Source organism: Streptomyces sp. NPDC001513 (genome assembly GCF_042894695.1).
Lineage (GTDB): Bacteria > Actinomycetota > Actinomycetes > Streptomycetales > Streptomycetaceae > Streptomyces.
In genome coordinates, this window is the sequence record NZ_JBIAVU010000025.1 from 43,154 (window position 1) to 69,574 (window position 26,421).

Annotated in this window: 26 protein-coding genes and 2 pseudogenes; 7 read left to right on the forward strand and 21 right to left on the reverse strand. The window is 70.7% G+C overall.

The window, feature by feature from the left end; all coding sequences use genetic code 11:
- Window positions 1-17: 17 nt before the first annotated feature.
- The 5 genes from ACFYZ4_RS38580 to ACFYZ4_RS38600 are packed head-to-tail and all read right to left on the reverse strand — an operon-like array spanning window position 18 to window position 5,560.
- Window positions 18-551 carry a hypothetical protein gene (locus tag ACFYZ4_RS38580; protein ID WP_351292632.1) on the reverse strand — a complete coding sequence of 178 codons (534 nt, stop codon included), beginning with the start codon at window positions 549-551 and terminating at the stop codon, window positions 18-20.
- Window positions 548-1,993, reverse strand: a complete 1,446-nt coding sequence (locus ACFYZ4_RS38585) for an ATP-binding protein (RefSeq protein ID WP_351292634.1) — start codon at window positions 1,991-1,993, stop codon at window positions 548-550. Before ACFYZ4_RS38585 ends, ACFYZ4_RS38580 begins: the two co-directional genes overlap by 4 nt.
- A 6-nt stretch (window positions 1,994-1,999) precedes the next feature.
- Entirely contained in the window at window positions 2,000-2,683 is a 684-nt protein-coding gene (locus tag ACFYZ4_RS38590; RefSeq protein WP_351292636.1) for a response regulator transcription factor, read from the reverse strand.
- A 40-nt stretch (window positions 2,684-2,723) separates the two neighbouring features.
- A complete protein-coding gene (gene murJ / locus ACFYZ4_RS38595) occupies window positions 2,724-4,394 on the reverse strand; it encodes a murein biosynthesis integral membrane protein MurJ (protein WP_390786200.1) in 1,671 nt (556 codons plus the stop codon).
- Complete coding sequence (locus ACFYZ4_RS38600; protein ID WP_351292640.1) at window positions 4,391-5,560, reverse strand: peptidoglycan bridge formation glycyltransferase FemA/FemB family protein; 1,170 nt, start codon at window positions 5,558-5,560, stop codon at window positions 4,391-4,393. The genes murJ and ACFYZ4_RS38600 overlap by 4 nt, the downstream gene beginning before the upstream one ends.
- A 254-nt stretch (window positions 5,561-5,814) precedes the next feature.
- Between ACFYZ4_RS38600 and ACFYZ4_RS38605 the strand changes: the two genes are divergently transcribed.
- A complete protein-coding gene (locus tag ACFYZ4_RS38605; protein WP_351292670.1) occupies window positions 5,815-6,984 on the forward strand; it encodes an Ig-like domain-containing protein in 1,170 nt (389 codons plus the stop codon).
- 133 nt (window positions 6,985-7,117) lie between these two features.
- Complete coding sequence (locus ACFYZ4_RS38610; RefSeq protein WP_390786201.1) at window positions 7,118-8,713, forward strand: CocE/NonD family hydrolase; 1,596 nt, start codon at window positions 7,118-7,120, stop codon at window positions 8,711-8,713.
- 21 nt (window positions 8,714-8,734) lie between these two features.
- Here the strand turns inward: ACFYZ4_RS38610 and ACFYZ4_RS38615 are convergent, their stop codons facing one another.
- The 9 genes from ACFYZ4_RS38615 to ACFYZ4_RS38655 form a co-directional block, all read right to left on the reverse strand.
- Window positions 8,735-9,478 (reverse strand): amino acid ABC transporter ATP-binding protein, encoded by a 744-nt coding sequence (locus tag ACFYZ4_RS38615; protein WP_351292644.1) that lies wholly within the window; start codon window positions 9,476-9,478, stop codon window positions 8,735-8,737.
- Between the two features lie 104 nt (window positions 9,479-9,582).
- The gene (locus tag ACFYZ4_RS38620) at window positions 9,583-10,023 is read right to left on the reverse strand and encodes a DUF6278 family protein (RefSeq protein ID WP_351292646.1); all 441 of its coding nucleotides are present in this window, start codon (window positions 10,021-10,023) and stop codon (window positions 9,583-9,585) included.
- A gap of 93 nt (window positions 10,024-10,116) precedes the next feature.
- Window positions 10,117-10,902, reverse strand: a complete 786-nt coding sequence (locus ACFYZ4_RS38625) for an exodeoxyribonuclease III (protein WP_351292648.1) — start codon at window positions 10,900-10,902, stop codon at window positions 10,117-10,119.
- Between the two features lie 30 nt (window positions 10,903-10,932).
- On the reverse strand, window positions 10,933-11,565 hold the full coding sequence (locus ACFYZ4_RS38630; RefSeq protein ID WP_351292650.1) for an MBL fold metallo-hydrolase: 633 nt from the start codon (window positions 11,563-11,565) through the stop codon (window positions 10,933-10,935).
- A gap of 30 nt (window positions 11,566-11,595) precedes the next feature.
- Entirely contained in the window at window positions 11,596-12,189 is a 594-nt protein-coding gene (locus tag ACFYZ4_RS38635; RefSeq protein ID WP_351292652.1) for a hypothetical protein, read from the reverse strand.
- The gene (locus ACFYZ4_RS38640) at window positions 12,186-13,358 is read right to left on the reverse strand and encodes an ROK family glucokinase (protein ID WP_351292654.1); all 1,173 of its coding nucleotides are present in this window, start codon (window positions 13,356-13,358) and stop codon (window positions 12,186-12,188) included. The genes ACFYZ4_RS38635 and ACFYZ4_RS38640 overlap by 4 nt, the downstream gene beginning before the upstream one ends.
- Entirely contained in the window at window positions 13,355-14,248 is an 894-nt protein-coding gene (locus ACFYZ4_RS38645; RefSeq protein ID WP_390786202.1) for an ATP-binding cassette domain-containing protein, read from the reverse strand. Before ACFYZ4_RS38645 ends, ACFYZ4_RS38640 begins: the two co-directional genes overlap by 4 nt.
- Window positions 14,215-15,249, reverse strand: a complete 1,035-nt coding sequence (locus tag ACFYZ4_RS38650) for an ABC transporter permease (RefSeq protein WP_351592151.1) — start codon at window positions 15,247-15,249, stop codon at window positions 14,215-14,217. The genes ACFYZ4_RS38645 and ACFYZ4_RS38650 overlap by 34 nt, the downstream gene beginning before the upstream one ends.
- Window positions 15,246-16,226, reverse strand: coding sequence for a substrate-binding domain-containing protein (locus tag ACFYZ4_RS38655; protein WP_390786208.1), 981 nt, complete (start codon window positions 16,224-16,226; stop codon window positions 15,246-15,248). The genes ACFYZ4_RS38650 and ACFYZ4_RS38655 overlap by 4 nt, the downstream gene beginning before the upstream one ends.
- A gap of 225 nt (window positions 16,227-16,451) precedes the next feature.
- Between ACFYZ4_RS38655 and ACFYZ4_RS38660 the strand changes: the two genes are divergently transcribed.
- On the forward strand, window positions 16,452-17,465 hold the full coding sequence (locus ACFYZ4_RS38660) for a Gfo/Idh/MocA family oxidoreductase (RefSeq protein ID WP_351292660.1): 1,014 nt from the start codon (window positions 16,452-16,454) through the stop codon (window positions 17,463-17,465).
- 63 nt (window positions 17,466-17,528) lie between these two features.
- Here the strand turns inward: ACFYZ4_RS38660 and ACFYZ4_RS38665 are convergent, their stop codons facing one another.
- On the reverse strand, window positions 17,529-18,467 hold the full coding sequence (locus ACFYZ4_RS38665; RefSeq protein WP_384340308.1) for a DMT family transporter: 939 nt from the start codon (window positions 18,465-18,467) through the stop codon (window positions 17,529-17,531).
- Between the two features lie 113 nt (window positions 18,468-18,580).
- Between ACFYZ4_RS38665 and ACFYZ4_RS38670 the strand changes: the two genes are divergently transcribed.
- The gene (locus tag ACFYZ4_RS38670; protein WP_351292664.1) at window positions 18,581-18,964 is read left to right on the forward strand and encodes a hypothetical protein; all 384 of its coding nucleotides are present in this window, start codon (window positions 18,581-18,583) and stop codon (window positions 18,962-18,964) included.
- A 113-nt stretch (window positions 18,965-19,077) separates the two neighbouring features.
- Here ACFYZ4_RS38670 and ACFYZ4_RS38675 read toward each other — a convergent pair whose 3' ends face one another.
- Window positions 19,078-19,692 (reverse strand): dihydrofolate reductase family protein, encoded by a 615-nt coding sequence (locus tag ACFYZ4_RS38675; protein ID WP_390786203.1) that lies wholly within the window; start codon window positions 19,690-19,692, stop codon window positions 19,078-19,080.
- Between the two features lie 531 nt (window positions 19,693-20,223).
- On the opposite strand from ACFYZ4_RS38675, the pseudogene ACFYZ4_RS38680 reads away from it, so the two are divergent.
- Window positions 20,224-20,571: pseudogene (locus tag ACFYZ4_RS38680) on the forward strand (tyrosine-type recombinase/integrase); the annotation flags it as partial.
- A gap of 390 nt (window positions 20,572-20,961) precedes the next feature.
- Here the strand turns inward: ACFYZ4_RS38680 and ACFYZ4_RS38685 are convergent.
- The 3 genes and pseudogenes from ACFYZ4_RS38685 to ACFYZ4_RS38695 form a co-directional block, all read right to left on the reverse strand.
- Window positions 20,962-21,405, reverse strand: coding sequence for a toxin C-terminal domain-containing protein (locus tag ACFYZ4_RS38685; protein ID WP_390786209.1), 444 nt, complete (start codon window positions 21,403-21,405; stop codon window positions 20,962-20,964).
- Window positions 21,333-21,611: pseudogene (locus ACFYZ4_RS38690) on the reverse strand (polymorphic toxin-type HINT domain-containing protein); the annotation flags it as partial. The gene ACFYZ4_RS38685 and the pseudogene ACFYZ4_RS38690, both read right to left, overlap by 73 nt.
- A 43-nt stretch (window positions 21,612-21,654) precedes the next feature.
- Window positions 21,655-22,140 (reverse strand): hypothetical protein, encoded by a 486-nt coding sequence (locus ACFYZ4_RS38695; protein WP_390786204.1) that lies wholly within the window; start codon window positions 22,138-22,140, stop codon window positions 21,655-21,657.
- A 130-nt stretch (window positions 22,141-22,270) separates the two neighbouring features.
- On the opposite strand from ACFYZ4_RS38695, the gene ACFYZ4_RS38700 reads away from it, so the two are divergent.
- Window positions 22,271-23,413 (forward strand): hypothetical protein, encoded by a 1,143-nt coding sequence (locus ACFYZ4_RS38700; protein WP_390786205.1) that lies wholly within the window; start codon window positions 22,271-22,273, stop codon window positions 23,411-23,413.
- Window positions 23,414-23,572: 159 nt separating this feature from the next.
- Window positions 23,573-24,304 (forward strand): SDR family oxidoreductase, encoded by a 732-nt coding sequence (locus tag ACFYZ4_RS38705; RefSeq protein WP_390786206.1) that lies wholly within the window; start codon window positions 23,573-23,575, stop codon window positions 24,302-24,304.
- A gap of 370 nt (window positions 24,305-24,674) precedes the next feature.
- On the opposite strand, the gene ACFYZ4_RS38710 is transcribed toward ACFYZ4_RS38705, so the two are convergent.
- The gene (locus tag ACFYZ4_RS38710) at window positions 24,675-25,151 is read right to left on the reverse strand and encodes a pyridoxamine 5'-phosphate oxidase family protein (RefSeq protein WP_384340300.1); all 477 of its coding nucleotides are present in this window, start codon (window positions 25,149-25,151) and stop codon (window positions 24,675-24,677) included.
- Window positions 25,152-25,306: 155 nt separating this feature from the next.
- Window positions 25,307-26,419 (reverse strand): allantoicase, encoded by a 1,113-nt coding sequence (alc, locus tag ACFYZ4_RS38715; protein WP_351592131.1) that lies wholly within the window; start codon window positions 26,417-26,419, stop codon window positions 25,307-25,309.
- Window positions 26,420-26,421: the final 2 nt, after the last annotated feature.

Sequence of the window (26,421 nt, forward strand, 5' to 3'; positions counted from 1 at the left end):
CCGGCCGCACCCACGCGTCACCGCTGGGTGCACTCGGCGGCCGGGAGGATGGTGTCGCTGCCGTGCAGGGTGACCTGGGTGACGACGTCCGGCACGGCGGAGGTGCCGACGGTGCACACCAACTGGTTGCGGGCCATGTCCGACAGGCTGCCCACGGCGAACGGCACGTGGACCGTCAGCCCCTTGCCCGGCGCGTACGGGGTCACGGTGACCGCCTGCTCCTGCCCGTCGGGCACCTGGGGCAGTTCCGTGGTGAGGCCGGCCTCCTGGGCCGACGGGACGGGGCCGTGCAGCAGCAGCCGCACGAGCGGCACGGGCGCGAGGGTGTACTCGGGGTTGATCACTAACGGGACCGCCACGAGCCGGTCGCCTTCTTTGGAGACGTAGTAGAGGAAGGCGGCGTTCTTGCCGTTGGTGACCTTGACGGTGGCGGCGTGGCCGCTCTCGATCACCCCGGTGCGTTTGATCCCGCATCCGGTGAGCAGCAGGGCGCAGCCCGCCAGCGCGGCCGTGGCCGCCGTGGCCCGGGCTCTCGTCTTGCGCCCTCTCATTGGCGGGCCTCCAGCGGCATGTCGAGGGTGAACAGCGCTCCCCCGGTGGGCCCGTTGCCCGCCCGGAGGGTGCCGCCGTGCAGGCGGACGTTCTCGAGGGTGATGGCGAGTCCGAGGCCGCTGCCCGCGGAGCGGGTCCGGGCCGCGTCGGCCTTGAAGAAGCGGTCGAAGATGTGCGGCAGCACCTCGGGGGCGATGCCGGGCCCGCTGTCGGCGACGTCGATGAGCAGCCGTTCGCCGTCCGCGCCCGGTGCGGTCCGTACGGTGATCCGTACGGGGGCGCCGCCGTGCCGCAGGGCGTTGCCCACGAGGTTGGCGAGGACCACGTCGAAGCGGCGGGGGTCGAGCCGGGCGCGCACCTGGTCCGGCAGCCGGGTGACGACGCGCTCGTCGTCCCAGTGGCGTCGTTCGAGGGTCTTGCGCACGGCTTCGGCGATGTCGACGTCGTCGAGGTTGAGCTCGGCGGCGCGGGCGTCGAAGCGGGAGATCTCCATCAGGTCCTCGACGAGGACGGCGAGTTTGCCGGTCTCGGCGCTGACCAGGCGCAGGGCCTTGGCGGTGTCGGCGTCGAGGCGCGAGGCGTCCTCGTCGAGGACCTCGGTCACGGCGAGCATCCCGGCGAGCGGGGTGCGCAGTTCGTGGGAGACGTCGGAGGCGAAGCGGCGGGCGCGGGTCTCGGCGTCCTGCAGTTCGCTGACGGACTGTTCCAGGGCGCGGGCGGTCTCGTTGAAGGTGCGGGCGAGTCCGGCGAGTTCGTCGGCGCCGCGGACCTCGATGCGGGTGTCGAGGCGGCCGCGGCCGAGGTGCTGGGCGGCCCGGCGCATGTCGCGGACCGGCCGCAGCACGCTGCGGGCGGCGAGCAGCGCGGGGACGATGGCGATGGCCAGCCCCGGGACGGCGCCCTGCTGGGCGGCCTCGACCATGGCTTCGACGGTCTGCTTCTCGGTGGAGAGCGGGACGCTGGCGTAGAAGACGGCCCCGGTGGATTCGGTGTAGCCGTTGTGCTCGAAGAGGGCGGGGACGCCGATCGTGAGCCACGGGTTGCCGCGTTGGTCCTCGGCGCGCTGGAAGGCGGCGTACTGGTTGTTGCGGACCTTCTCGCGCAGGCTGTCGGTGATGACGGTGGAGGTGGGTGTGCCCGGGTTGGTGGAGACGCGCAGCCCGCCGTACTCGCCGAAGATGATCCACGGGTGGGGTTTGCCGCGTTTGCCGAGCTCGGTGACGATGCGCTGGAGCTCGGGCTGGGTCAGGGGGAGGCGGATCTCCTGCTGCTCGATCTGGTCCCGCAGGGTGTTGACCGCGGTGTCCTGGGTCTGTTTGAGGATGGCGTTGCGCGCCTGCTGGTAGGTCAGGGCGGCGGTGGTCACCGCGCTGATCGCGGCGACCAGCAGGAAGGCCGCTATCAGCCGGGTGCGCAGCCCGAGCGGTGCTATGCGTCGCACCGCGGCCTACAGGGGACCGAAGCGGTAGCCGAAGCCCCGCACGGTCTGTATGTAGCGGGGGCTGCCGGCGGGGTCCTCGATCTTGTGGCGCAGCCGGCGGACGCAGGCGTCCACGAGCCGGGAGTCGGCGTGGTAGCTGTGGTCCCAGACGTACTCGAGGAGCTGCTGGCGGGAGAAGACCTGCTCGGGCGAGGCCGACAGGTGCAGCAGGAGCTTGATCTCGCTGGGGGCGAGGGCGACGCGCTCGCCGTTCTTGGCGACGGTCAGCCCGGCGCGGTCGATGGCGAGTTCGCCGTGGACCGCGATCTCGTTGCGGGTTCCCACGGGGTCGCTGAGTCGGCGCAGTACGGCCTTGATGCGGGCTTCGATGACCTCGGTGCGGGCGGGTTTCACGATGTAGTCGTCGGCGCCGGCCTCCAGGCCGATGACTATGTCGAAGTCGTCGCCGCGCGCGGTGAGCATGATGATCGGCACCTCGCTGGTCTCGCGAATGCGGTGGCAGACCTGCACCCCGTTCATGCCGGGCAGCATCAGGTCGAGGAGGACGAGTTCCGGGCGGAAGCCCGCCATCAGGGCGAGCCCCTCCTCGCCGGTCTCGGCGGAGCTCACTTCGTGGCCGCGGCGGCGCAGGCCCAGACCCACGCCCTCCCGGATGGACGGGTCGTCCTCGATCAGCAGTACACGTGGCATCCGGTCAGTATGCCAAGTCGTTGTGTTGCGCTTCCTCCCGCTATCGGCCGACCTTCCGCCGCAGGGAGTCCAGCAGGTCGGTGATCTCCGTCAGGCGCAACGGCCGGGCGAGAACGACGACGACGAGAGCGAGGGCCGCGGTTCCCGCCCCGACCGCCACGAAATCGCCGAGGCCTTCGGCGGCCCGGGCGGCGGCGTACCCGGCGGCGGCCGCCGGGACGCAGGCGACCAGGAGCCGCAGGTGGGTCCGTACGGCCGTGGCGCGCCGCTCGGTACGGGTGCCCGCGCGCGGGCCGAGCCGGCGGGAGAGGGTGTACGCGGTCACGGCGGCGCCCGCGAGGAAGGCGAGGGAGGAGGCCGCGGCCATGCCGGTGACCGCCCAGCGCGGGGACAGCAGGAAGTACGCGGCGGCGGACAGCCCGGCGTTCAGCGCGGCGATGACCAGGTTCAGGAAGAACGGGGTGCGGGTGTCGGAGAGGGCGTAGAAGCCGCGCGAGAGCACGTACTGCGCGGAGAAGGCGATCAGGCCGGGGGCGAAGGCCATGAGCATGCCCGCCATGACCTCGATGTCGGCGGCGCCGGTGCGGCCGTACTCGAAGACGCTGCCCATCACCCAGGGGGCGAGGGCGGCGAAGAGCGCGGCGGCAGGGACGACGAGGGCGGCGCTGGAGCGCAGCGCGTAGGAGACGTCCCGGCGTATCGCGCCGAGGTCGCCGTCGGACGCGGCGGCGCTCATCCGGGGCATCAGGGCGGTGACGAGGGAGACGGTGATGATGCCCTGGGGGACGATCCACAGCTGGTAGGCGTTGCTGTAGGCGGTGTAGCCGGCGCCGCCCGCGAGGCCGGCTTCGACGGCGTGCTGTCCGGTGGCGGTGGACAGCCGGGTGACGACCCAGTAGGCGATCTGGTTGGTGAGGACGAGCATGACCAGCCAGCCCGCGTTGCGCAGCGGGCGACCGAGGCCGCTGCCGCGCCAGTCGAAGCGGGGGCGCCAGCGGAACCCGGCGGAGCGCAGCGAGGGGACCAGGGCGAGGGCCTGGACGACGATGCCGGCGGTGGTGCCGAGACCCAGCAGGCGGGTCTCGGCGGCGGTGAGGCCGTCCGCGGCGTCGTGGGAGACGTACAGGAACAGCCCGAAGACGGCGATGATCACGAAGTTGTTGAGGACCGGGGTCCACATCATCGCGCCGAACCGGCCGCGGGCGTTCAGCACCTGGCCGAGCAGGGTGAACAGCCCGTAGAAGAGGATCTGCGGCAGGCAGTACCGGGCGAGGGCCTCGGTGGTGCTCGCCTGGGCGCCGCTGTAGTCGGTGTACGCCGAGATGATCAGCGGGGCGGCGAGGACCGCCGTGGCGGTGAGCGCGAGGAGCGCGACGGTGCAGGCGGTGAGCAGGCGGTCGGTGTAGGCGGAGCCGCCGTCGGCGTGTTCCTTGGCGGCCCGCACCAGTTCGGGGACGAAGACGGCGTTCAGGGCGCCGCCGATGAGCAGCATGTAGAGGATGTTCGGGACGGTGTTGGCGACGGCGTAGCCGTCGCCGAGCAGTCCGGTGCCCAGCGCCGCGACGACCACGGCGGAGCGGATGAAGCCGGTGGCGCGGGAGACGATCGAACCGGCCGCCATGAGCGCGCCGCTGCGCAGCACCGAGGTCTTGCCCGCTGCCGGGCCGCCGTCGGCCTCGGCGGCGGTATGCCGGGCGTCGGTGGCCGTCACCGACGGGCCAGGTAGGCCTGGAACGCCTTGTAGAGCGCCGTGTTGGCCACGCCGTCCATCGGGGTCTCCCATTCGCCGAGCGTTTCGACGACCTGCCCGCCGGTGCCGAGCTTCCAGCGCAGCAGCCCGAAAGATCGTTCGTCGGGGTCAAGGGTGGAGGGTACCCCGCGCATGTCGTACTCCTCCGCGCCGAGGGCGTGCGCGTCGCACATCATGCGCCACTGCAGGGCGTTGCTGGGACGCACCTCACGCCGGTGGTCGGCGGAGGCTCCGGTCTGGTACCAGACCCGCTTCCCGGCGACGATCATCGTGTGGGCGGCGAGGATCTCGCCCCGGTGGATGCCCAGGTAGAGGCGCATGCGGCCGGGCTGCTCCGCGTTCAGGACCCGGTACTGCTGCTCGTAGTACGCGAGGGAGCGGCCGAGCCGGAAGCCGTCGCGCTCCTCGGTGATGCGCAACAACCGGTAGAATTCGGGCAGGTCGGCGGAGGTGCCGAGGACCGTCTCCACGCCGGCCTTCGCGGCCTTGCGCACGTTGCGCCGCCACTCCTGGTTCAGGCCCGACCACAGGTCGTCCAGGGAGCGGTCGGCCAGCGGCACGCGGAAGACGTGGCGGGGCTGGGCGTCGCCGTCGTCCTCACCGCCGCACCTCTTCCAGCCGCGGGTGCGCAGCCGGTCGGCGAGGGCGGCGCCCACCGGGTCGACCTCGGTGGCGAGCACGTCGGATATCTGCCGGCCGGTCCCGGTCCCGGATTTGGCGGTGGCCGCGTCCCAGCGGCGGTAGGCGGGGGTGGGGCCGATGCGGACGGCGAAGGCGCCGGCGGAGCGCATGTGGCGCATGAGGGGCTTCAGCCAGCGGTCGATGCGCGGGTCGGACCAGTCCGCGACGGGACCCTCGGGAAGGTAGGCGAAGTATTTCCGGGTGCCGGGGAATTGCCGGTAGAGAACGAGCCCGGCGCCTTCTATTTCGCCGCCGGGGTAGTGCCATCCGACCTTTTCCGACCGCCAGAGGTCCTTTACCGCGGCCCAGGACGGGTACTGGAGGAAGCTGGCCCGCCCGTGCCGGGAAAGGAACGCCTGGTATTCGAGGTCGGACAGGGTGCGCACCGTCAGCTCCCGGTCCTGGTCGTGGTGCTGCTGGGCGGGGGTCACGAGCAGTGCACACATGGCTGTTCGGCCTTCCTGTACGTCCGCGGCGGGCGGCGGGGATCGGGATGCACAGGACTCTCACAGCAGGCCATGACCGGACGGCGCGGCGTTTGTGACCGGACGGTGACCGTTTTGCTGCGGTCCATGTCACAAGCGGCCGGCGGATATTTTTCCGCGGATTGCGCAACCTAGAGTCGTCTTGTTCGCATCTAGGTTTGCGAACGGTTAATTCTTGGGAGGGGTTTACGTTGAGCCGCACACGCCGCACCGCCATGGCCGGTACCGCACTTCTGGCCGCCGCACTGACCGCCTGCTCGGGCGGGAGCGACAGCGGGAGCGGTGCGACGGGCAAGGCCGATGACAAGCCGAAGGCCGCGATGGCGGTCTCGGTGAACCTCACGGGCGATCAGGTCAAGGCGGGCCAGCCCGTCACGGTGACCGTCGCCGAAGGCAAGCTGGCCCAGGTGAAGGTGACCGACGCGAAGGGCGCGGAGCTGCCGGGGAAGATAGCCGACGACGGCCGCACCTGGACCTCGGAGCGCAACGCCCCGCCCGGCGCCGAGTACAAGGTCGAGGCGCAGAACACCGAGAGCCAGAGCGCGACCACGCAGTTCAAGACCAGTGCCGCCGACAAGGTGAACAAGGTCTCGATCAACATACCCAAGGGCAGCACGGTGGGCGTGGCGATGCCGGTGTCGATCGTCTTCGACAACCCGGTGGCGAACAAGGCCGAGGTGGAGAAGCAGCTCAAGGTCACCACCTCGAACAACACCGAGGGCTCCTGGGGCTGGATCAAGGACTACTCCGGCAACGACCGCGTCGACTGGCGGCCCAAGGAGTACTGGAAGTCCGGCACGGACGTGAAGGTCGAGATGAACCTGAACGGCGTGGACTCCGGCAAGGGCGGCGGCCTCTTCGCCAAGGACTACAACACCGAGTTCAAGATCGGCAAGGACCGGCGGATCGAGGTCAGCCTCGACAGCAAGAAGATGTCGGTGACCGAGGACGGCCAGGCACAGAAGGTGATCCCGATCTCGGCCGGCACTCCCGGCGGCAAGAAGGCGTCCTGGTCCGGGAAGATGGTGATCATGACGAAGGAGGGCACCATCCGGATGGACTCCCAGACGGTGGGCCTGGACGACGCCTACGACAAGATGGTCGACTACTCGATGCGTCTCACCTGGTCCGGCATGTACGCGCACGCCGCGCCGTGGAACAACGCCAACTTCGGCCGCACCAACAGCAGTTCCGGCTGCGTGGGGATGAGCGACGCCGACGCCAAGGGCTTCTTCGCACAGTCCCAGATCGGCGACCCGCTCGAGGTCGTGGGCTCGGGCTCCAAGGGCAACGCCGACATCGGCAACGGCTACGGCGAGTGGAACCTGACCTGGGACGCCTGGAAGGCCAAGAGCGCCGCGAACGGGACCCCGCAGAACGGCTGAGCGTCAACCGCCCGCCCACTGAATCTCGTTCAATTGTTACCACCACGTAACTTACTGACGGGTTACCTCCAGTAATCCCCTCCCGTTACCGTCGGGTCACTTTGACAACCCCGGCGTACGCGAGGAGCGATTGATGGAACGCACCACCACCGCCGCAGCCGTGGCAGCCCTGCTGGCGGCAGCCGCCCTGGGCCTGGCCCCCCACCAGGCCCAGGCGGCTCCCGCTCCCGTCGCGGCGGTCGCCGCCGACGCCCCGGCGGCCTCGCCGGAGCTGCGTTTCCACGACATCCCCGGCTCCGGCGGCATCACCCTCAAGGGCAACGTCTTCACCCCGGCCGGTGCGGTGAGCGGCCGGAAGTACCCGCTGATCGTGCTGCCCACCAGCTGGGGCATGCCCCAGATCGAATACATCGCCCAGGCCAGGAAGCTCGCCGACTCCGGCTACGTCGTGGTCAGTTACACCTCCCGCGGCTTCTGGCTCTCCGGCGGGCAGATCGAGGTGGCCGGCCCGCCCGACATCGCCGACGTCAGCGCCGTCATCGACTGGGCCCTGGCCAACTCCCCCGCCGACGCGGACCACATCGGCCTCGGCGGCGTCTCGTACGGCGCCGGCATCAGCCTGCTGGCCTCCGCGCACGACCCGCGCATCAAGGCCGTGGTCGCGATGAGCGGCTGGGCCGACCTCATCGAGTCCATCTACTCCGGCCGCACCCAGCACCTCCAGGCCGCCGGGATGCTCGGCGCCGCCGGCTACCTCACCGGCCGCCCCGGACCCGAACTCCAGTCGATCCTGGGCGACTTCCTCGGCTCCCGGCTAGACCGGGAGCAGCAGATGATCGAGTGGGGCAGGAAGCGTTCGGCCGCCGAGCAGGTGGACCGGATCAACGCCAACGGCGCCGCGGTCATGCTCGGCAACGCCTGGGGCGACACCATCTTCCCGCCCAACCAGTACGCGAAGTTCTACGAGCGGCTGACCGGCCCCAAGCGCCTGGAGTTCCGGCCCGGGGACCACGCCACCGCCGAGGGCACCGGCCTGCTCGGTCTGCCCAACGACACCTGGACCAACGCCCACCGCTGGTTCGACCGCTACCTCAAGGGCGAGCGCAACGGCGTCGACACCGAGGCCCCGGTGCAGATCAAGTCCCGCAGCGAAGGGGGCTACGAGGGCTACGCCGACTGGAAGTCGGTCGGCTCGGGCGGCACCGAGAGAATCGCGCTCTCCGACAGCGAGCACGTCTTCGCCAATGTCGACTCCGGCGCCAACGGCGGGATCATCTTCCTCTCCAGCATCCTCGACCAGTTCGTCAAGGCGCCCCCGACGGCCTCGATCCCCCTGCTCCCCCGCGCCTTCGCCGCCGTCTGGCAGTCGGAGCGCCACGACACGGCGCGCCGGGTCCGCGGCACCGTCGGCCTGCACACCACCGTCACTCCCACCAAGGCCGACGGCACCTTCGTCGCGTACCTCTACGACGTCGGCCCGCTCGGCATCGGCAAGCTCGTCAGCAATGCCCCGTACACCTTCCACGACCGTACGCCGGGCCGGGCGTTCGGTGTGGACCTGGAGCTCTTCTCCACCGCCTACGACGTGCCCGCAGGCCACCGGCTCGCCCTCGTCGTCGACACCGTCGACCCGCTGTACATCGAGCACAACCCCACCGGGGCGCAGCTGACCTTCTCCTCGCCGCGCTCCGACCCCTCCTACGTCTCGGTGCCGCTGCGCGAGCAGTGATCCGCGGCTGCCGCCGGCTCCTCAGTGCTTGAGGATCTTGGAGAGGAAGTCCTTGGCCCGGTCGCTCTCCGGAGCGGTGAAGAACTGCTCCGGAGTGCGGTCCTCGATGATCCGCCCGTCGGCCATGAAGACCACCCGGTTCGCGGCGGAGCGGGCGAAGCCCATCTCGTGGGTGACCACGACCATGGTCATGCCCTCGCGCGCGAGCTGCTGCATGACCTCCAGCACCTCGTTGATCATCTCCGGGTCGAGCGCCGAGGTGGGCTCGTCGAAGAGCAGGGCCTTGGGGTCCATGGCGAGGGCCCGGGCGATGGCCACCCGCTGCTGCTGGCCGCCGGAGAGCTGGGCGGGGAACTTCTGCGCCTGGTCGGCGAGGCCGACGCGGTCCAGGAGCTCCCGGGAGCGCCGGTCCGCCTCGCCCCTCCCGCGTCCGCGGACCTTGACCTGCGCGAGCGAGACGTTGGCGAGGACGGTCTTGTGCGCGAAGAGGTTGAAGGACTGGAAGACCATCCCGACCTCGGCGCGCAGCCGGGCCAGCTCCTTGCCCTCGGCGGGCAGTGGTTCCCCGTCCAGCAGGATCGTGCCCGACTCGACGGGCTCCAGCCGGTTGATCGCCCGGCACAGGGTGGACTTGCCGGAACCGGAGGGGCCGATGACCACCACCACCTCCCCGCGGCCGACGGTGAGGTTGATGTCCCGCAGGACGTGCAGCTGCCCGAAGTGCTTGTTGACGTCCCGCAGCTCGATCAACGGATCGACGGTCATGCGCTGCCCTGCCCCCTGGGTGTCGGTGTGTCGAGGTCAGCGCAAACTATCCAGCCCCGGAAGGGCACTTCGCCGCGACACGCCGGGCAGCGGGCGCCGGGGCGTCAGCCCTCGGAGGCCTCGGCGTACGCCTGGCTGAGTTCGGGGGATCCGGTCATCGCCCAGGACACCCCCGACTCGATCACGTTCAGCTCGCGGCCCGAGGCCAGCAGGATCACCGGCTGGCCGTTGGGCCACACCTGCCAGCCGGCCCCCGGGATGGTCCGGACGATCACCGTCCCGAGGTAGAAGCCCGCGTCGTTGCCGAGCCAGGGCACCACCTCGGGGTCCCTGCGCCAGCGGGGCATCAGCTGGTCCAGCGACTCCAAGGAGCCCCGACTCTCGTCGAGTTCGAGGCCCGCCGCCCGCGCCTGGACGCGCAGCATCTCGCACTCCGAGAACAGCTCGGCGACGCCCTCGGGATCGTCCGCGAGGGCGGAGGCGAGTCCCGCACCCTGTTCCGTTTCACGCCGGTTCAGCCAGTTGTCCAGGAAAGGGATGTTCATACCGCCCAGCGTCGCACCAGGATCCGCCGCTGGCCACAGGGCGCGCCTGGATCGGCCGGCCCGGATGGCTGCCGGAGGGCGGTCCGCCGCGGCCTACCGGTCGAGGTCGAGGTCCACGACGACCGGGGCGTGGTCGGACGCGCCCTTGCCCTTGCGCTCCTCGCGGTCGACGTAGGCGTCGGTGACGGCCTTGGTGAAGGGCTCGTTCCCGTACACCAGGTCGATGCGCATGCCCCTGTTCTTGGGGAAGGCGAGCTGGCGGTAGTCCCAGTACGTGTACGGGCGGTCGTACTTGAGGGGGCGCGGCAGCACGTCGGAGAGCCCGGCGCCCCGCAGTGCCTCCAGGGCGGCCCGCTCTGCGGGGGTGACGTGGGTGAGGCCGGCGAAGACGGCCGGGTCGTAGACGTCCTCGTCGGTCGGGGCCACGTTGAAGTCGCCGAGCACCGCGAAGGGGCGCGGGCCGGCCGCGTCCTCGGCGACGGCCGTGGTCAGCGAGCGGAACCACTCCAGCTTGTAGCCGTAGTGGTCGTGCTCGACCTCGCGGCCGTTGGGCACGTACACCGACCAGACCCGGACCCCGCCGCAGGTCGCGGAGATCGCACGCGGCTCCTGGACCCCTTCGTAGTCGGGCCCGCCGGGCAGCCCGAGGACCACGTCGTCCAGGCCGACCTTGGAGAGCAGGGCCACGCCGTTCCACCGGCCGGTGGCGTTGACGGCCGATTCGTAGCCCAGCTCGCGCAGCTCGGCGTGCGGGAACTGCTCCGCCGAGCACTTGGTCTCCTGGATGCACAGGACATCGGTGCCGGAGCTCTCCAGCCAGGCCAGCAGACGGGGCAGCCGGGCGGTGACGGAGTTGACGTTGAAGGTGGCGATACGCATGCGTTCCAACCTACCTCCAGGCACCGACACTCACAGGTCCGTGCTGTCCCCCGCGGTGAGTCGGCCGTGGTCGGTGCCGCCGAGGGCGCCCAGGACGTTGTCGTAGATCGGCCGGGCGATGGCGGAGAGGTAGGCGTCGTGGATGTCGAGGGCCCGGCGCGGCTTGACCTCGCGGAGGTAGTCGATCACCTCGGAGACCTTGTTCCAGGGGGCGTGCACCGGGACCATCAGGGTCTCCACCGGCACCCCGGGCACGGTCAGGGCGTCCCCGGGGTGGAAGAGGGAACCCTCCACGAGGTAGCCGACGTTCGTGACCCGCGGAAGGTCCGGGTGGATCACCGCGTGCAGCTCCCCGTGCACCTGGACCTCGAACCCGGCGGCGGTGAAGGTGTCGCCGTGGCCGACGGTGTGCACCCGGCCCGGATAGGCGGGGGCGAGCCGGTCGGCGACGCTGCGCAGGGTCCACAGCCCGGCCGCCGGGTTCGCGTCGAGGGCGGCCCGCAGCCGGCCCTCCTCGAAGTGGTCGGGGTGTTCGTGCGTGACCAGCAGGGCGTCCGCCCCCAGGCCCGCGTCCGGTTCGCTGAAGGCGCCCGGGTCGATGACGAGCGTGCGCCCGTCCTTCTCCAACTGGACGCAGGAGTGCAGCCGCTTGGTGAGCTTCATGATCCCAGGCTAGCGGTGGACCGGCCCCCGTCAGGGGGTGGTCGTGGAGACCACGTAGACCCGGGGCTTCTCGGGGTCGGTGAGGTCCACCGTGATGTCCCGGCTGGGGCGCGGGTCCGGCTGCTCCACGGTGGTCCCGTACCAGGTGGCCTCCGGGCTCCAGCTCCAGCCGGCGACCTCGGAGTCGTGCGCGGAGATCGAGACCTCGCCCCGCTTCAGCCCGGCCCGGCTGGTGCCGACGGCGGCGAGGAAGGCGTCCAGGTCCTCGGGGGTCACCGCGAACGCCGTGAACAGCCGGCTGGTGCGCCAGTTGTTCGTCTCCAGGAACCCGACCCGCCAGGCCTTCGGCGGGATCGGGACCTCGTAGATGCTGCGCTGCACCTTGGAGGGCCAGCCGGGGCGCACCTCGGACGCGCCGACCTTGGCGGCCTTGTCGCGGCCGCTCTCGCGGCTCTGCTGGGTGGAGATCGCGAGGTAGCCCGCGGGTACGCCGATCAGCAGCAGGATGATGATCGCGGTGATCCAGCGGCGCTTGACCACGTGCCTGCGGTCCTCGGCGGTGGGCGGCGGCGTGGCGTCCGCGTCGGGGGCGGGGGCCTGGTGCGGCAGGGAGGGCGGCGTCACTGTTTTTCCTGGTCCTCGGAGCCGGCGGGGGCGCGCCGGCCCAGCTGCTGCGCGTAGCGCTCGTACCGTTCGTAGCGCTCGACCCGCCGGCGGGTGGCGCGCCGGAAACGCCGGGCGACGAGCCGGGCGAGGTCGGCGGCCCCGACCATACCGGCCTCGGGGCCGAGCTCGGCCTTGGCGATCCGGGCCTCCGGGCGGTAGCCGCGGCCGGTGAGGTGGCGGCGGAAGGCCTCGCGCGCGGGGCCGATCAGCAGGTCGTCGGCGGCGCTGACGCCGCCGCCGATGACGAAGCAGGCGGGGTCGAGGGCGGCGGCGAGGTTGGCGATGCCGACGCCGAGCCACTGGCCGATGTCCTGGAGCAGCTCGACGCACATGGCGTCGCCCTCGCGGGCCAGCTCGGTGATGAGCGGCCCGGTGATCTCGTGGACGTTGCCGCCGACCCTGGCGATGATGTTGTACGCGACCGGGGAGTCGGCGGCGGCCAGCTCGCGGGCCTCGCGGACCAGGGCGTTGCCGGAGCTGTACTGCTCCCAGCAGCCGCGGTTGCCGCAGGGGCAGCGGTGGCCGCCGGGGACGACCTGCATGTGGCCGAACTCGCCGGCGACCCCGAAGCGGCCGCGCTTGACCTGGCCGCCCTCCAGGATGGCCCCGCCGATGCCGGTGCCGAGCGTGATCATGACGAGGTGGTCCTCGCCGCGTCCGGCGCCGAAGCGCCATTCGGCCCAGGCGGCGGTGTTGGCGTCGTTGTCGACCATGACCGGGACCGCGAGCCGGGACTGGAGCGCGTCGCGCAGGGGCTCGTCGCGCCAGGCCAGGTGGGGTGCGAACAGGACCCGGGAGCGGTCGGCGTCCACCCAGCCGGCGGCCCCGATGCCGACCGCGTGCACGTCGTGCCGGTCGGAGAGGTCCAGGACCAGCTCGACGATGGTGTCCTCGACGACCTTGGGGCTCTTGGACTTGTCCGGGGTCTCGGTGCGGATCTTCTCGAGGATGATCCCGTCGGCGTCGACGACCCCGGCCATCACCTTGGTGCCGCCGATGTCGATGCCGACGGTCGGCACGCGCGGGGCGGTCAGGTGTGACCGGCGCTCACGGGTTCCGATGGTCCGCAGGACGGTGCCTCGCGCCGACCCCCGGTGGGTGAGCGTGAAGTCCCGGTACGTGCTCATCGAGTCGTGTCGTCCCTCTTGGGTGGGGTGGTACGGGAAGCCGGGTCGGCTGCGCCGCGTGGGGCGTCTGCCCCCGATTCTGCCACTCGCTCCAGTTCGTGGCTCAGTTCGTCGAGCTCGGAGCCGCCCGCCATCTGCCGGGTGAGCTCGTCGAGCGTGATCGAGTCCCGGGTGTGGCTGCCCGCCATGGTGCCGCGCTTGAGGAGGACGAAACGGTCCCCCACCAGGTACGCGTGGTGCGGGTTGTGGGTGATCAGGACCACGCCGAGGCCCGCGTCGCGGGCGGCGGCGACGTACTTGAGGACCACGCCGGACTGCTTCACGCCGAGGGCCGCGGTGGGCTCGTCGAGTACGAGGACCTTGGCGCCGAAGTACACGGCGCGGGCGATGGCCACGCACTGGCGTTCGCCGCCGGACAGGGTGCCGATGGGCTGGTCCACGTCGCGCAGGTCGATGCCCATGCGCAGCAGCTCGGCGCGGGTGGTCTCGCGCATGAGGGGCACGTCGAGGCGGCGGAAGGCACCGCGGCCCCTGGTGGGCTCGGAGCCGAGGAAGAAGTTGCGCCAGACCGGCATCAGCGGGACGACGGCGAGGTCCTGGTAGACGGTGGCGATGCCGCGGTCCAGGGCCGCGCGCGGGTTGGCGAGCACGGTCTCCTCGCCCTCGATCTCGAAGGTGCCCGCGTCGTGCCGGTGCAGGCCCGCGATGATCTTGATGAGGGTGGATTTGCCGGCGCCGTTGTCACCGAGGACACAGGTGATCTCGCCCGCCGAGACCTCCAGGGAGACCCCCTGGAGGGCGCGGATGTTGCCGTAGTACTTGCTGACGTCGGTCAGCTTCACGAGTGCGTCGCCGGTCATGCCCGTGCCTCCGCCCGCTTGCGGACCCATGCGTTGAGCAGCGTGGCCAGCAGGAGCATCGCGCCGAGGAAGAACTTGAACCAGTCCGGGTTCCACTGCGCGTACACGATGCCGTTGCTGGTCATGCCGAAGATGAAGGCGCCGACCGCCGAGCCGATGGCGGAGCCGTAGCCGCCGGTCATCAGGCAGCCGCCGATGACGGCCGCGATGATGTAGAGGAACTCGTTGCCGACGCCCTCGCCCGACTGGACCACGTCGAACGAGAAGAGGATGTGCTGCCCGGAGATCCAGGCGCACAGGGCGACGCCCATGTAGAGGCCGATGCGGGTCTTCACGACGGGCACGCCGGTCGCGCGGGCCGCGTCGGCGCCGCCGCCCACGGCGAAGATCCAGTTTCCGGCGCGGGTGCGCAGCAGGATCCAGGTGGCCACGGCGACGATGGCCAGCCACCACAGGATGGTGACCTTGAGGGTGACCGAGCCCACGTTCCACTGCGAGGCGAAGAGGGCCCGTGCGGAGGAGAAGCCCTCCATGTCGGCGATGGTCTTGGTGGAGACGGAACCGCTGATCAGCTTGGTGAAGCCGAGGTTCAGGCCGGTCAGCATGAGGAAGGTGCCGAGCGTGATGATGAAGCTGGGCAGCTTGGTGCGGGTCAGCATGAACCCGTTGAAGAAGCCGATGGCCAGCGTGACCAGCAGGGACACCGCGACGCCGACCCAGACGTTGGCCGTCATCTGGTAGCTGAACATCGAGCTCACCAGCGCGGAGGTCGTGACCATGACACCGGCGGAGAGGTCGAACTCGCCGCCGATCATCAGCAGGGCCACCGGAGCGGCCATGATCCCGATGGTGGAGGCCGAGTACAGGATCGTGCTCAGGCTGGAGGCCTGCAGGAAGCTGGGGGCGGCGAAGGAGAAGAAGACGAAGACGGCGGCGGCGCCGACCACGGAGCCCAGCTCCGGGCGGGCGAGCAGCTTGCGCACGACGGAGGTGGGCGCGAGCCGTTCGTCGACGGCGGCGGGCGTGCTCATCGGCTGCCCCGCTTGATGAACTCCTCCAGCTTGGACGCCTCGGCGGCGGTGACGATCTGCGGACCGGTGAGCACCGGGCGGCCGCCGCCGAGCACGTTGGCGTTGTAGCGGTACAGCCAGAGCAGGTCGATGGCCTCGTAGCCCTGGAGGTAGGGCTGCTGGTCGACGGCGAAGCCGAGGGCCCCGGACTTGAGGTCGCGGGCCACGGACGCGTTGAGGTCGAAGGTGTCGACCTCGGCCTTGCTGGCCGCCGCGTCCTTCGCCTTGACCGCGGTCGGGGCGAAGGGGGCGCCGAGGGTGACGATCGCGTCGACGGACGGGTCGGCCTGGAGCTTCGCCTGGATGGACGCCTGGACGGAGGGCATGTTGGTGCCCTCGACGTACAGGTTCTCCATCGTGCCGGAGAAGGTCTTCTTCGCCCCGGCGCAGCGCTGCTCGTGGCCCACGTTGCCCTGCTCGTGCAGGACGCAGACGGCCTTCTTGCGGCCGCGCTTGTTCAGCTCGGTGCCGACCGCCTCGCCGGCGATCTCCTCGTCCTGGCCGATGTGGGTCAGCGCGCCGTACTCGGCGGACTGGGCGGAGCCGGAATTGACCGTGATCACCGGGATGCCGGCCTTCACGGCCTTGGCGATGACGTCCTTGAGGGCCTCCGGCTTGGCGAGGCTGACGACGATCCCGTCGACCTTCTGGTCGATGGCGTTCTGCACGAACTGCGCCTGCTGCTGGGCCTGGTCGTCGTGGGCGTAGACGAAGTTGATGTTGTCCTTCGCCGCGGCCTCCTTGGCGCCCTTCTGGACGATGTCCCAGAAGGTGTCGCCGTCGCCCGCGTGCGTGACCATGGCGAAGGTCCAGCGCGGGGTGGAGAAGGCGGGCCGGCCCGCCTCGGCGGCCTTCGCCCGCTCCTCGGCGCGCTTGCCCCCCGTACTGCTGCAGCCCGCGAGCGAGGCCCCCAGTACCGCCGCGAGCACCGCGCCCACGACGCGCACCCCTGTCCGAACCCTAGCCACGTCGCCGCGCCCTTCCCTCGTCACCAATTCGGTCCGCCGTCGAGCCGGTCACCAATCCGGTCATTCCGGCTCCATTCCGGTCCAGCCGCTCAGTATCCGCCACAGTCGACCATGAAGGGGCATCGGGGCACTCGGGGCCAGGTTGACATGCGCGGGCGGATTGACAGGTTCCGCCGACAGGGTCAGGTTGAGTGCATGCGCATCGGGCTCATCGGAACGGGCCGGATCGGGTCCTTCCACGCGGCGGCGCTCGCCCGCCACCGGGATGCCGGCTCGCTCCTGCTCGCGGACGCCGATCCCGCGCGGGCGGCGCGCCTCGCCGACCGGCTCGGGGCCACTGCCGCGCCCAGCGTGGAGCAGGTCTTCACGTGGGGCGTGGACGCCGTGGTGGTGGCGTCGGCGACCGAGGCGCACGCGGATCTCGTCGTACGGGCGGTGCGCGGCGGGCTGCCGGTGTTCTGCGAGAAACCGCTGGCCCCGGACCTGAACCGGACCCTGGCGGCGCTGCGCGAGGTGCGGGCCGCGGGCGGGCTGCTCCAGGTGGGTTTCATGCGCCGCTTCGACGCGGGCTACGGCACGGCCCGGGAGCTGGTCCGTTCGGGCGCCCTGGGGCGGCTGCACACCGTACGGACGACGACGGCCGATCCGGCGCCGCCGGCCGCCGCGTACCTGGCGACCTCGGGCGGGCTGTACCGGGATTGCCTGGTGCACGATTTCGACATGGTCCGCTGGGTGACCGGGCGCGAGGTGGTCGAGGTGTACGCGGCCGGGTCCGACGCGGGACCGGCCCTCTTCCGGGAGGCGGGCGACATCGACACGGCGGCCGCCGTGCTGACGCTGGACGACGGAACCCTGGTCACGGCCACCGGCACGCGGTGCAACGGCGCCGGGTACGACGTACGGATGGAGCTGGCCGGGGAGCTGGACCAGGTCTCGGTGGGGCTGGACGACCGGACGCCGATCGCCTCCACCGAACCGCACGGCCCGCCGCCGGCGAGCAAGCCGTGGACCGGCTTCCTGGAACGTTTCGCCCCGGCGTACGAGGCCGAGCTGGCGGCCTTCATCCGGCTGGTGCGGGGCGAGGCGCCCAACCCGTGCGACGGCCGGGAGGCGCTGGCGGCGTTCCGGATCGCGGAGGCCTGCGAACTCTCGCGCCGGGAGCGGCGACGGGTCCGGCTGGAGGAGCTCCCGGACCTGCCGGTTCTGTAAGGGGGGCACGGGGCCACAGTACGGCGGGTGATCACCTGTGGCTGCGGCGCTTTCCGGCCACGCTCAGGCGGTGGTGGCGGCGCGCCGGCCCCAGGCGGTGCCGACGAGGACCAGGAGGGCGCCCGCGTACCCGAGGAGCCCCGGCTCCTCCCCTCCGATGGCGATACCGGCGACGGCGGCCCACAGCGGCTCGGTGCCGAGCAGCAGGCTGACCCGGGAGGGCGAGGTGCGGCGCACGGCCCACATCTGCACGAAGAAGGCGAAGAGGGTGCAGAACACGGAGAGGAAGGCCAGCCCGGCCCACTCCGCGGCCCCGAAGCCGGCCGCGGCGGCCCACGGGCTCGCCCCTGTCCCGGGCACGGCGGCCAGGAGCGCGAAGACGAGTACGGCGCCGCCGAGCTGCACGGTGGTCAGCGACAGCGAGTCGGCGTCCCGGACGGCCTCGATCCGGGCCATGAGCAGGACGTGCAGGGTCCGGGCGAGGGCGGCGCCGAGGATCAGCAGGTCGCCGAGGCCGGGCGCGGTGAATCCGGCGCCCTGGGTGAGCAGCACGACCCCGGCCACGGAGGCGGCCGCGGCCCCGAGGAACCCGGTGGAGGGTGCCTGCTTCCTGACGGCGGCCTCGGCCAGCGGGGTGAAGATCATGGTCAGACTGATGATCAGCCCGGCGTTGGTGGCGGAGGTGTGGACGACCCCGTAGGTCTCCAGGAGGAAGATCCCGCCGAGTACGAGCCCCAGCAGCCCGGCGCCGCGCAGCTGGGCGGGGGCCAGGGCCCGCAGCCGCGCCCACCCGGCGACGACGAGCACGGGCAGCACGAGCGCGAACCGCAGCACGAGCACGGCGATGACGGTGTGGGCGGTGGTGATGCCCTTGGCGGCGAGATAGCTGCCGCCCCAGACGACGGCGACGGCCAGGACCGGCAGGTCGGCGAGCCAGGCGGCCCGGCGGGGGGCTTCGACGGCGGGCGAGAGCACGGTCAACGCAGGTCTCCAACAGCTCATCGGGGGTGGAGACATCGGCGGCTCGCACGGGTGCAGGGGGCACGCTACCGGAGCCGATCATGCCGGGCGACCCCTTTCCGGGCCGCCCGCGCCGGACCCGTAGCATCGGGCCCATGGCTGATCTCTACGCCCTGGATCTGGCGTTCGACCTGCTCGACACCACGCCCGACGACGTGCTGGCGGAGGTGCGGCGCCAGCTGACGGGGGACGGACTGCTCTCGCCCCGGGGCCCGGCGTGGCGGGTCGGCGGCATGCTGGTCGGCGAGTTCGCGCCGACCGACCGCGGCGGCTGGGCCCTGACCACCCGCCAGGAGGTCCACGAGGAACAGCTCCCGGACCTGGAGGACCTCCTTCTGATCCTGGCCCCCCACGTCCGCCCGCCGGGCCCCGTCGGCCGCATCCGCCACTACGAACACGAAGCCCCCGACCTCCTGGTCCTCCGCGAGGGCCGCGTGGTCCAGCTGGCCCTGGACCCCCGGCAGGGGGTGTTCCCGTAGCCTGCCGGCGAGGCCGCGGTGGAACCGGCGCTGCGAAGCCGGGGCGGCCGGTCCGGAAAGTCATCCGGGACACTTCGGCGTCGACGCCCGCCACGACGAGCTGACCCGGCTGCTCATCCGACCGTGCCGAAGGCGGCGCGGCCCGTCGGGCGGTAGGTGTGGATGGCCGTGCCGGCCGGGGTCGTGCGGGAGGCGGTCAACTCGTAGGCGGTCGGCAGTCCCCCGGTGGGGAACAGCCGCCGGCCGGCCCCGAGCACCACCGGGAACACCAGCAGATTGACCTCGTCCACGAGGTCCCGGGCCAGCAGCCACTGCGCGAGCTGCCCGCTGCCGTGCACCTGGAGCTCCCCCTCCAGCGTGTCCTTGACCCGGACGATCTCGCTCTGCAGGTGCTCCCCGTCGAGCACGGTGACCGGGCCCCAGGCCGGCTCCTTGAGCGTGGTGGAGGCCACGTACTTGGGCAGCCGGTTCAGCTTGCCCGCGACGGGGTCGGCGGGGTCGTCGTGCCCGGGCCAGTACGCGGCGAAGATCTCGTACGTCCGCCGCCCGAACAGAAACGCCTCGGTCCGTCCGAACACCTCGGTGATGAACTCCCCCATCCCCTCGTCGGCGAACGGCGCGACCCACCCCCCGTACTCGAACCCCCCGCTCGGATCCTCGTCGGGCCCCCCGGGCGCCTGCATCACGCCGTCCAACGTCACAAAGGTGGTCAGGGTCAGCTTGCCCATGGCTCTGCGCTCCTAGGTCGTCTCTTCCGGATCTTGCCTGACCCGCGCCGCCTGGCACCGCACCTCGCCGCGTTGTCGGGGCGCCCAAGTACGTCCAGCACTCGGGCGCCCCTCCGCCTTGCGATGCACGGCACCAGACGACGCGGGCTTAACCGGCAAGATCCAAAAGAGACGACCCAGCTCGGTCGTCCCTACACGAATGCAGACTCCCGGACCCCCGAAACCTCATCGCCGCGACGCGCACGAACCCCGGACCCTTTCGGCCCATCGCACCTGGATGCGCCTGTCGGCCGGACACCCGGCTGCCTCGCGGCGCTGGTCCCACGGATGCCTTCCTGCTTGACGTCCGACCTGGCGCGCCCTTGCGCGGTCAACTCGCAGACCGGCCGACGATGGCGGATCCGAGACCCGGCCGGGTGAGTCGCCACGCCGAGCACAATCCGCGACAGCGGGTCACCTTGAAGACATATAGAAAGTTTGGACGCACCCCTCTTCGGCGGTCGCCATGCCCATCGGCGGAGGCGTCTGTGGGGCTACGTCCTCATCCGCCCCGACGGCTCCCCGATCGAAGGGGCCACCCTCACCCGGCACTTGACCGCCCTGCTCCACCAGGCCGGGCTCCGCCGCATCCAGTTCCGCGGCCTCCGCCACTCGGCGGCAACCCTCCTCCTGGAGCAGGGAGTGGAACTCGTTGTGATCAAGGAGTTGTTGGGGCACGCCCACATCGGCGTCACCGCGACGGTGTACGCCCACGTCCGGCTCCGCCTCCAGCGCGACGCCATCGACCTCCTCAGCCACGCCCTCCGCAACCCCGCCGAGGTCACCGGCGCGCCCGGCGGAGGCGACGAACCGCCACTTTGTGCAGTCCCCGTCCGCTGACATTGCCGTCAACTACTGCCGTCAGACGCCCAAGGAGCCCCACCGGAAACAATTCCAGCGGGGCTCCTTGAATTACGGATAGGTCGAGGAACGGGACTACTTACCGCAAATCTTCGCCACTGGAGGCCAGCCAATCCTCAACTGATTCTCTCAGGCCATCACTGATCGGATTGGGCTGAGCTGCGAGCAAGCCTGACCTCAAAGCTATGGCAGTAGCTCGGTCGATGTGAAGTGTCAGAAAACTGGCCGGATCAACCAAGATCGGCTCGAGGTCCAATCCACTACCCCCGATGAGCGACACGAGCCGGCTCCCTCCCTCTCGAGTCAGGCCCGGAACATCGACGCTCCAGTAAAACTCCTGTTCACTGTCGATATACTTCGCCACTTCGATCAACAACCGATCTTGTTCAAGAGTGCTTCGGCTGTGGCCGTCCTGGTCGCCTTGGACCCCAAATCTTCTACGGATTTGGCGATCTTCCAAGTTCCACCGTTGTGCGAGCCGTTACCATCGCCGATATCCTGCGAGATGAACGTTTTCCCGTTGGTGAAAACCGTCTGCCCCTTAATCCTGTAGTTGCTTCGCGTGTAACCCGGCTTGTTAGTGAGGGGTTGTTTTGTTCCCTGCGTCGGGAGGGGGTCACCGTCTGTGTTGTGAACGAGGATCGGCGTCTCGCCAGCCAACACATAATACGTATGGAGGTCGGCGACTGTGAGGTTATAGGTCTCGTTGAGTGCTTGGTAGACGTGGACTCCTGCGACGCGGGTGTCCCGTCCTCGGCGCGTAGGGTCTCGCCTGGCTTGAGGTCTCCGGCATTCTTCCAGACCTGGTCGGATTCAGACCAGAAGGGATGGTGGTCTGTCGTGGTGATGCCCTTGACACTGTCAGCGGCTTGGATGCTGACATCGACATGCTTTTTGTCGTCCTCGGTGAAGATGGTGGCAGTGACAGGCCTTGCCCCTGTTTCGCCAGTTTCAGGGTCGGCTAGCTGCTCGATCGGCTTGCTGGTCCCGTTTGCGAGTTGGACCTTTGTGCCCGCCACGAAGATGTTGCAGCCCTTGGCGAAAAGCCTAGCGAAGAAGCCTTCAGATCTCCGCCAACCCCGCCGCCACTGCGCCCTTGGCTACTGGCGACATAGGAGCCAAAACCTCTGCAGCTATGGATTCAATGGAATTTTCGTCGAATTCGACACCGAACTCCTTGAGGAGCCAGTTGGCCTGTTCGCGTCCAGAGATACCGAAAATGGACATCAACCGGCCGGTGGGCAGCATCTGGTCAGTACTTGCGTAGCCTCGGACAGCCCCCGTCCAGATATTGGTCCAGGTCGAGGGCTTCTTCTTCAGCGTGGTCACACCACCCCTGCCGCCACTGCCTCGGCAGTCCGGATCACGTGAGCAGAGGCGCCTGTTGGATTCCCGAGCCGCCCGCTGGGTGATGCGCTTCTGGGCTACCTGTACCACCTTGTCGGCCGCGGCCTGGAAGCCGCCGCCGCTGTCGCCCTCGAAATACTTGAGGCCGTCCGGGTCCAGGTTGGTGATGGGGTTGCCGTTGCAGTACGTGTACCCGTTCATCCTCGGGGGTTTCCGTAGGGGTCGGACTTCCGACGTGTGACCGCCTGGCCGTCCTTCTGGTCGACGCTGATCGTCGCGGTGTTGTGGTGGTCGGTGAGCAGCTGCGAAAGGGTGTGCCACCGACTGGAGCGTGAACCCGGCCGGCACTCCCGACCAGGCGATCTACTTCACCGGCAACGGCGCCAAGGCCGAGGACATCCGCGAGTACCAGTGGAGCCTGAACCGGCCCCTCTATGACAAGAAGGCCGTACCGGAGACCGGCAGCGACAAGGCCACGGTCAAGATCCAGGTCGACACCACGGGCCCCAACGTCCTCTACGTCCGTACGGTCAGCAAGTCCGGCAACGTCTCCCCTCAGACCACCTACGAGTTCCTCGTGCAGGCCAAGGACGGTCTGGACGCGCCCGGCGACGTCACCGGCGACGGACACCCCGACATCCTGGCCGTCAACGCGGACGGGGATCTCCTGACCTACGCCGGCGACGCGATGGGCGACACCGACGCCCACATCCTCGCGACCGTCGACAACGGCACGCGCGTCAGCGGTCACTGGAAGGATTCGAAGACCGGCAAATCCGCGCTCATCGGCCACTCCACCGACTGGTTCCCGGGTGACGGACTCACCGACCTCATCGCCCGGATGCCCGACGGCAAGCTGTACGTCTACCCGGGCATCGGCACCGGTCAGTTCGACGTCGTCCGCCGGATGGAGATCCTGCTGCCCGCCAGCGCGCCCGACCCGGCGACCTTCCGGCAGATCGTCGTCACCGAGGACGTGGACGGCGATGGACTGGCCGACATGTTCGCTCTCGACGCCGACGGTTTCTGGGCGTTCTCCGGCTACACGGGATCGAGCTTCAACTCCTACAAGCGGTTGGCCACCGGCTGGGCCCCCCGCGACATCGTGGGCGTAAGGGACGTCTCCGGTGACCGGGTCCCCGACCTGATCTTCCGGGACAACGCCAACGCCAACCGCGGCCTCGCCCTGCGCAAGGGCAAGGCGGGTGTCAACGGTGGAGCCGACCTCGCCTCCCTCGCCATGAAGGAAGCCTCCAATGGTGGCCAGGACATCACGTACGCCACCACCGGCTGGGGCCGGACGGCCATCCCGATGATCCTCGGCACGGCCGACGCCACGGGCGACGGGATTCCCGACATCTGGGCCGTGGACAATCTCGGCAAGCAGCGCCTCCACCAGGGTGGGGCAGCTGCCATCGGTGTCGCGTCCGGCATGGACGAGGACGACTGGAACAAGTTCCTCACCATCGGATAGCACTCGCCGATCCACGGAAGAGCCCCGCCGGGAGACCACCCCCGGTGGGGCTCTTGTCGTTGCCGCCACACGAACGCGAGGTCGGATTTCTGCCAGCGGGGTCGGGGCTCCCGGGATTTGATTGAACTCGAAACCAAATGGGATCAAGGGAGGAACGTCATGGACGGCACAGTGGCACTGGTGACGGGTGGCAGCAGGGGGATCGGGGCCGCGACCGTCTTGCGGCTGGCCGAGGAGGGCGCGGACGTCGCGTTCACCTACGTGAGCGGCGAGGCGGCCGCGGCCGAGGTGGCCGGGAAGGTCGAGGCGCTCGGGCGGCGGGTGCTCGCGGTGCGGGCCGACGCCGGGGACGCGGGGGCCGGCGCCGAGGCCGTGGGGCGGGTCGTGCGGGAGTTCGGGCGGCTCGACGTGCTGGTCAACAACGCGGGCGTGGGCGTGCTCGGGCCGCTGGAGGCGCTGACCGCGGCCGACGTGGAGCGGGTGCTCGCGGTCAACGTGCGCGGGGTGTTCACCGCCACGCAGGCCGCGGCCGCCGAACTGGGGCCGGGCGGGCGGATCATCACCATCGGCACGTGCATGACCCAGCGGGTGCCGGGGCCCGGCGGAACGCTCTACGCGATGAGCAAGTCGGCGCTGATCGGGCTGACGAAGGCCCTCGCCCGGGAGCTGGGCGGGCGCGGGATCACCGCGAACATCGTGCACCCGGGGCCGGTGGACACCGACATGAACCCGGCGGACGGGCCCTACGCGGAGCCGCAGGCGGCGATGACCGCGCTGGGGCGCTTCGGGACGGCGGGCGAGGTGGCCGACCTGGTGACGTTCCTGGCGGGGCCGGGGGCGGCGTACGTCACGGGGGCGGAGTTCGCGGTGGACGGCGGCCACGCGGCCTAGCTCCCGCCTGGGGATGCCGCCGTCTCCCGATGCCGCGCCGCTCCCGGGGCTCCGCCCCAGACCCCGCCGGGCTCCGCCCGAACCCGCGCCTCAAACGCCGGCGAGGCTGAATTTGTGCGGCCAGGCCGGAGTTGGTGCGGCCGGGGTGAAAAGCCGCCGGGGCTGGGGTCGAACCGGGCCGGTTGGGCCGGGGTCGGGTGTGTGTCGGGGTGATCCCCGCAGGGCGCCGAACACAACAAGGCTCCGCGCTCCGACCCCTCGTCACGTTCGGCGTCCGAGGAGACGCCCCGGCGCGCGCCCGGCCCCGGCACAACCGGCCACCCCCGCACCCCGCCCAAGCGGCGCAGCCGACCGGCAGCCGACCCGCCCCTCACGCGAGCCAGTCGCCCGCCGTCATCAGTTGGCGGTTCGCGATTTCGTTGACCTCGCGCCACGCCTGGATCCACTCCGGCGTGATCCGGAAGTACGGGTAGGGCGGGGTGCAGGCGCTCGGGTCGAAGCCCGTGTGGGCCGCGAACGCCTCCCGTACGGAAGGCGCGAGGTCGGCTACCTCCAGCGTGGTCGCGGTGCCCTCCACCAGGACCACGTCCCGGGTGACGCCGAAGGCCAGGCGGACCCGGCCGTTCGCGATCAGGTTGCGGGCGGTGGGGTTGGTGCGCTGGGTCGAGACGAGGAAGGTCCCCTCGTCCCAGAGGAAGGAGAGCGGGACCATGCAGGGGACGCCGTCCGCGTCGGCGGTGGCGACCCACACGTCCACGTCGTTCTCGAAGCGGGCCAGGGTGTCCTTGAGGCGCTCCTCGTGCGGGCGCGGCCGCGCGGGTATGGCCGGGGTGCTCTGCTCCGTCATGCGGGCCTGCTCCTGTCCGTCACGGCCGGCCCCGGGCGGAGCCGCCGCGCTCCACTGTGCCCTACCCGCAGAGGGGCGCACCGCGTCGCGGTGCGCCCCTCGGGCCGTGCACGACCCCGGGAGTGTCGGCTCCCGGGGCGGTCGATCGGGTGGCGTCAGCCGCCCAGCTCCTGGTGACGGGCGGTCAGCGCGGCCTCGCCGGTCTCCGTCAGGGAGCCGTACAGGCGCAGGCGGGAGAAGCCGCCGTCGGGGAAGATGTCGATCCGTACGTGGGTGCCGACCGCCGGGGCGTCCAGGACGAACCGGTGGTTGGTGTCGGGCTGCAGGCGGGTGCGCGGCAGGAACTCGGTCCACTCGCCCTCCTCGCCCGTCTTGACGGAGAGGGAGGCCCAGCCTGCCGAGTTGCCCTTGAGGTACGCGGTGTCGATCTCGACGGCGCGGATCTCGGACTCGGTGACGAGCTGGTAGCGGATCCAGTCGTTGCCGTTGTCGCGGCGGCGGGCGGTCTCCCAGCCGTCGTCCATCTTGCGGGAGCGGCCCGGGTTGATGGTGTTGGTCGGCGGGGAGTAGAAGCGGTTGGAGGCGTCCTGGACGGAGCCGCCGTTCTCCAGGGCCACCACGTCGAACGAGCCGAGCGCGGCGAGCCACTTCGGGTCGGGCAGGACCTCGCCGTAGACGCGCAGGCGGGCGATGCCGCCGTCGGGGTGCTGGTTGACGCGCAGGTGCGTGAAGCGCTGCTCGGCGCTCACCTCGAAGCCGTTGGCCGCGTGGCCGCCGACCGCGGTGCGCGGGACCAGGGTGGTCCACTTCACGTCGTCGCCGAGGAGCTCTTCCGGGGTCGGCGCGCCGTCGACCGAGGCGCCCTCGATGGAGACGGCCTGCGGCATGTTGCCGCGGAAGTGGGCGGTGTCGACGACGATGCCGCGGATGACGCCGGGCGCGCCGAGGCGGACGAGCGCCCAGTCGTGGTCCTCGGCGGTCGGCCAGGGCTGGGTGGCGGAGACGCCGCGGCGGCGGCGGGTCTCCCAGCCGTCCATGATCTTGCCCTTGTGGCCGAAGTGCTCGGGGTCGAAGTGCGCGGCCTCGGCGATGAGGAGGTTCTCGCGCTGGGCGAAGAACTCGTCGTTGGCAGCGATGACGCCGGCGCCCAGCTCACGGGCGGCGAGGTTCGCGTACTGGGTGAACGGGAAGTCCGCGGTGCGGTAGTCCGCGTACGGGTCGCCGCCTCCGTACGGGTTCGCGTTGCCGGTGAAAGAGGGAATCGCCACTG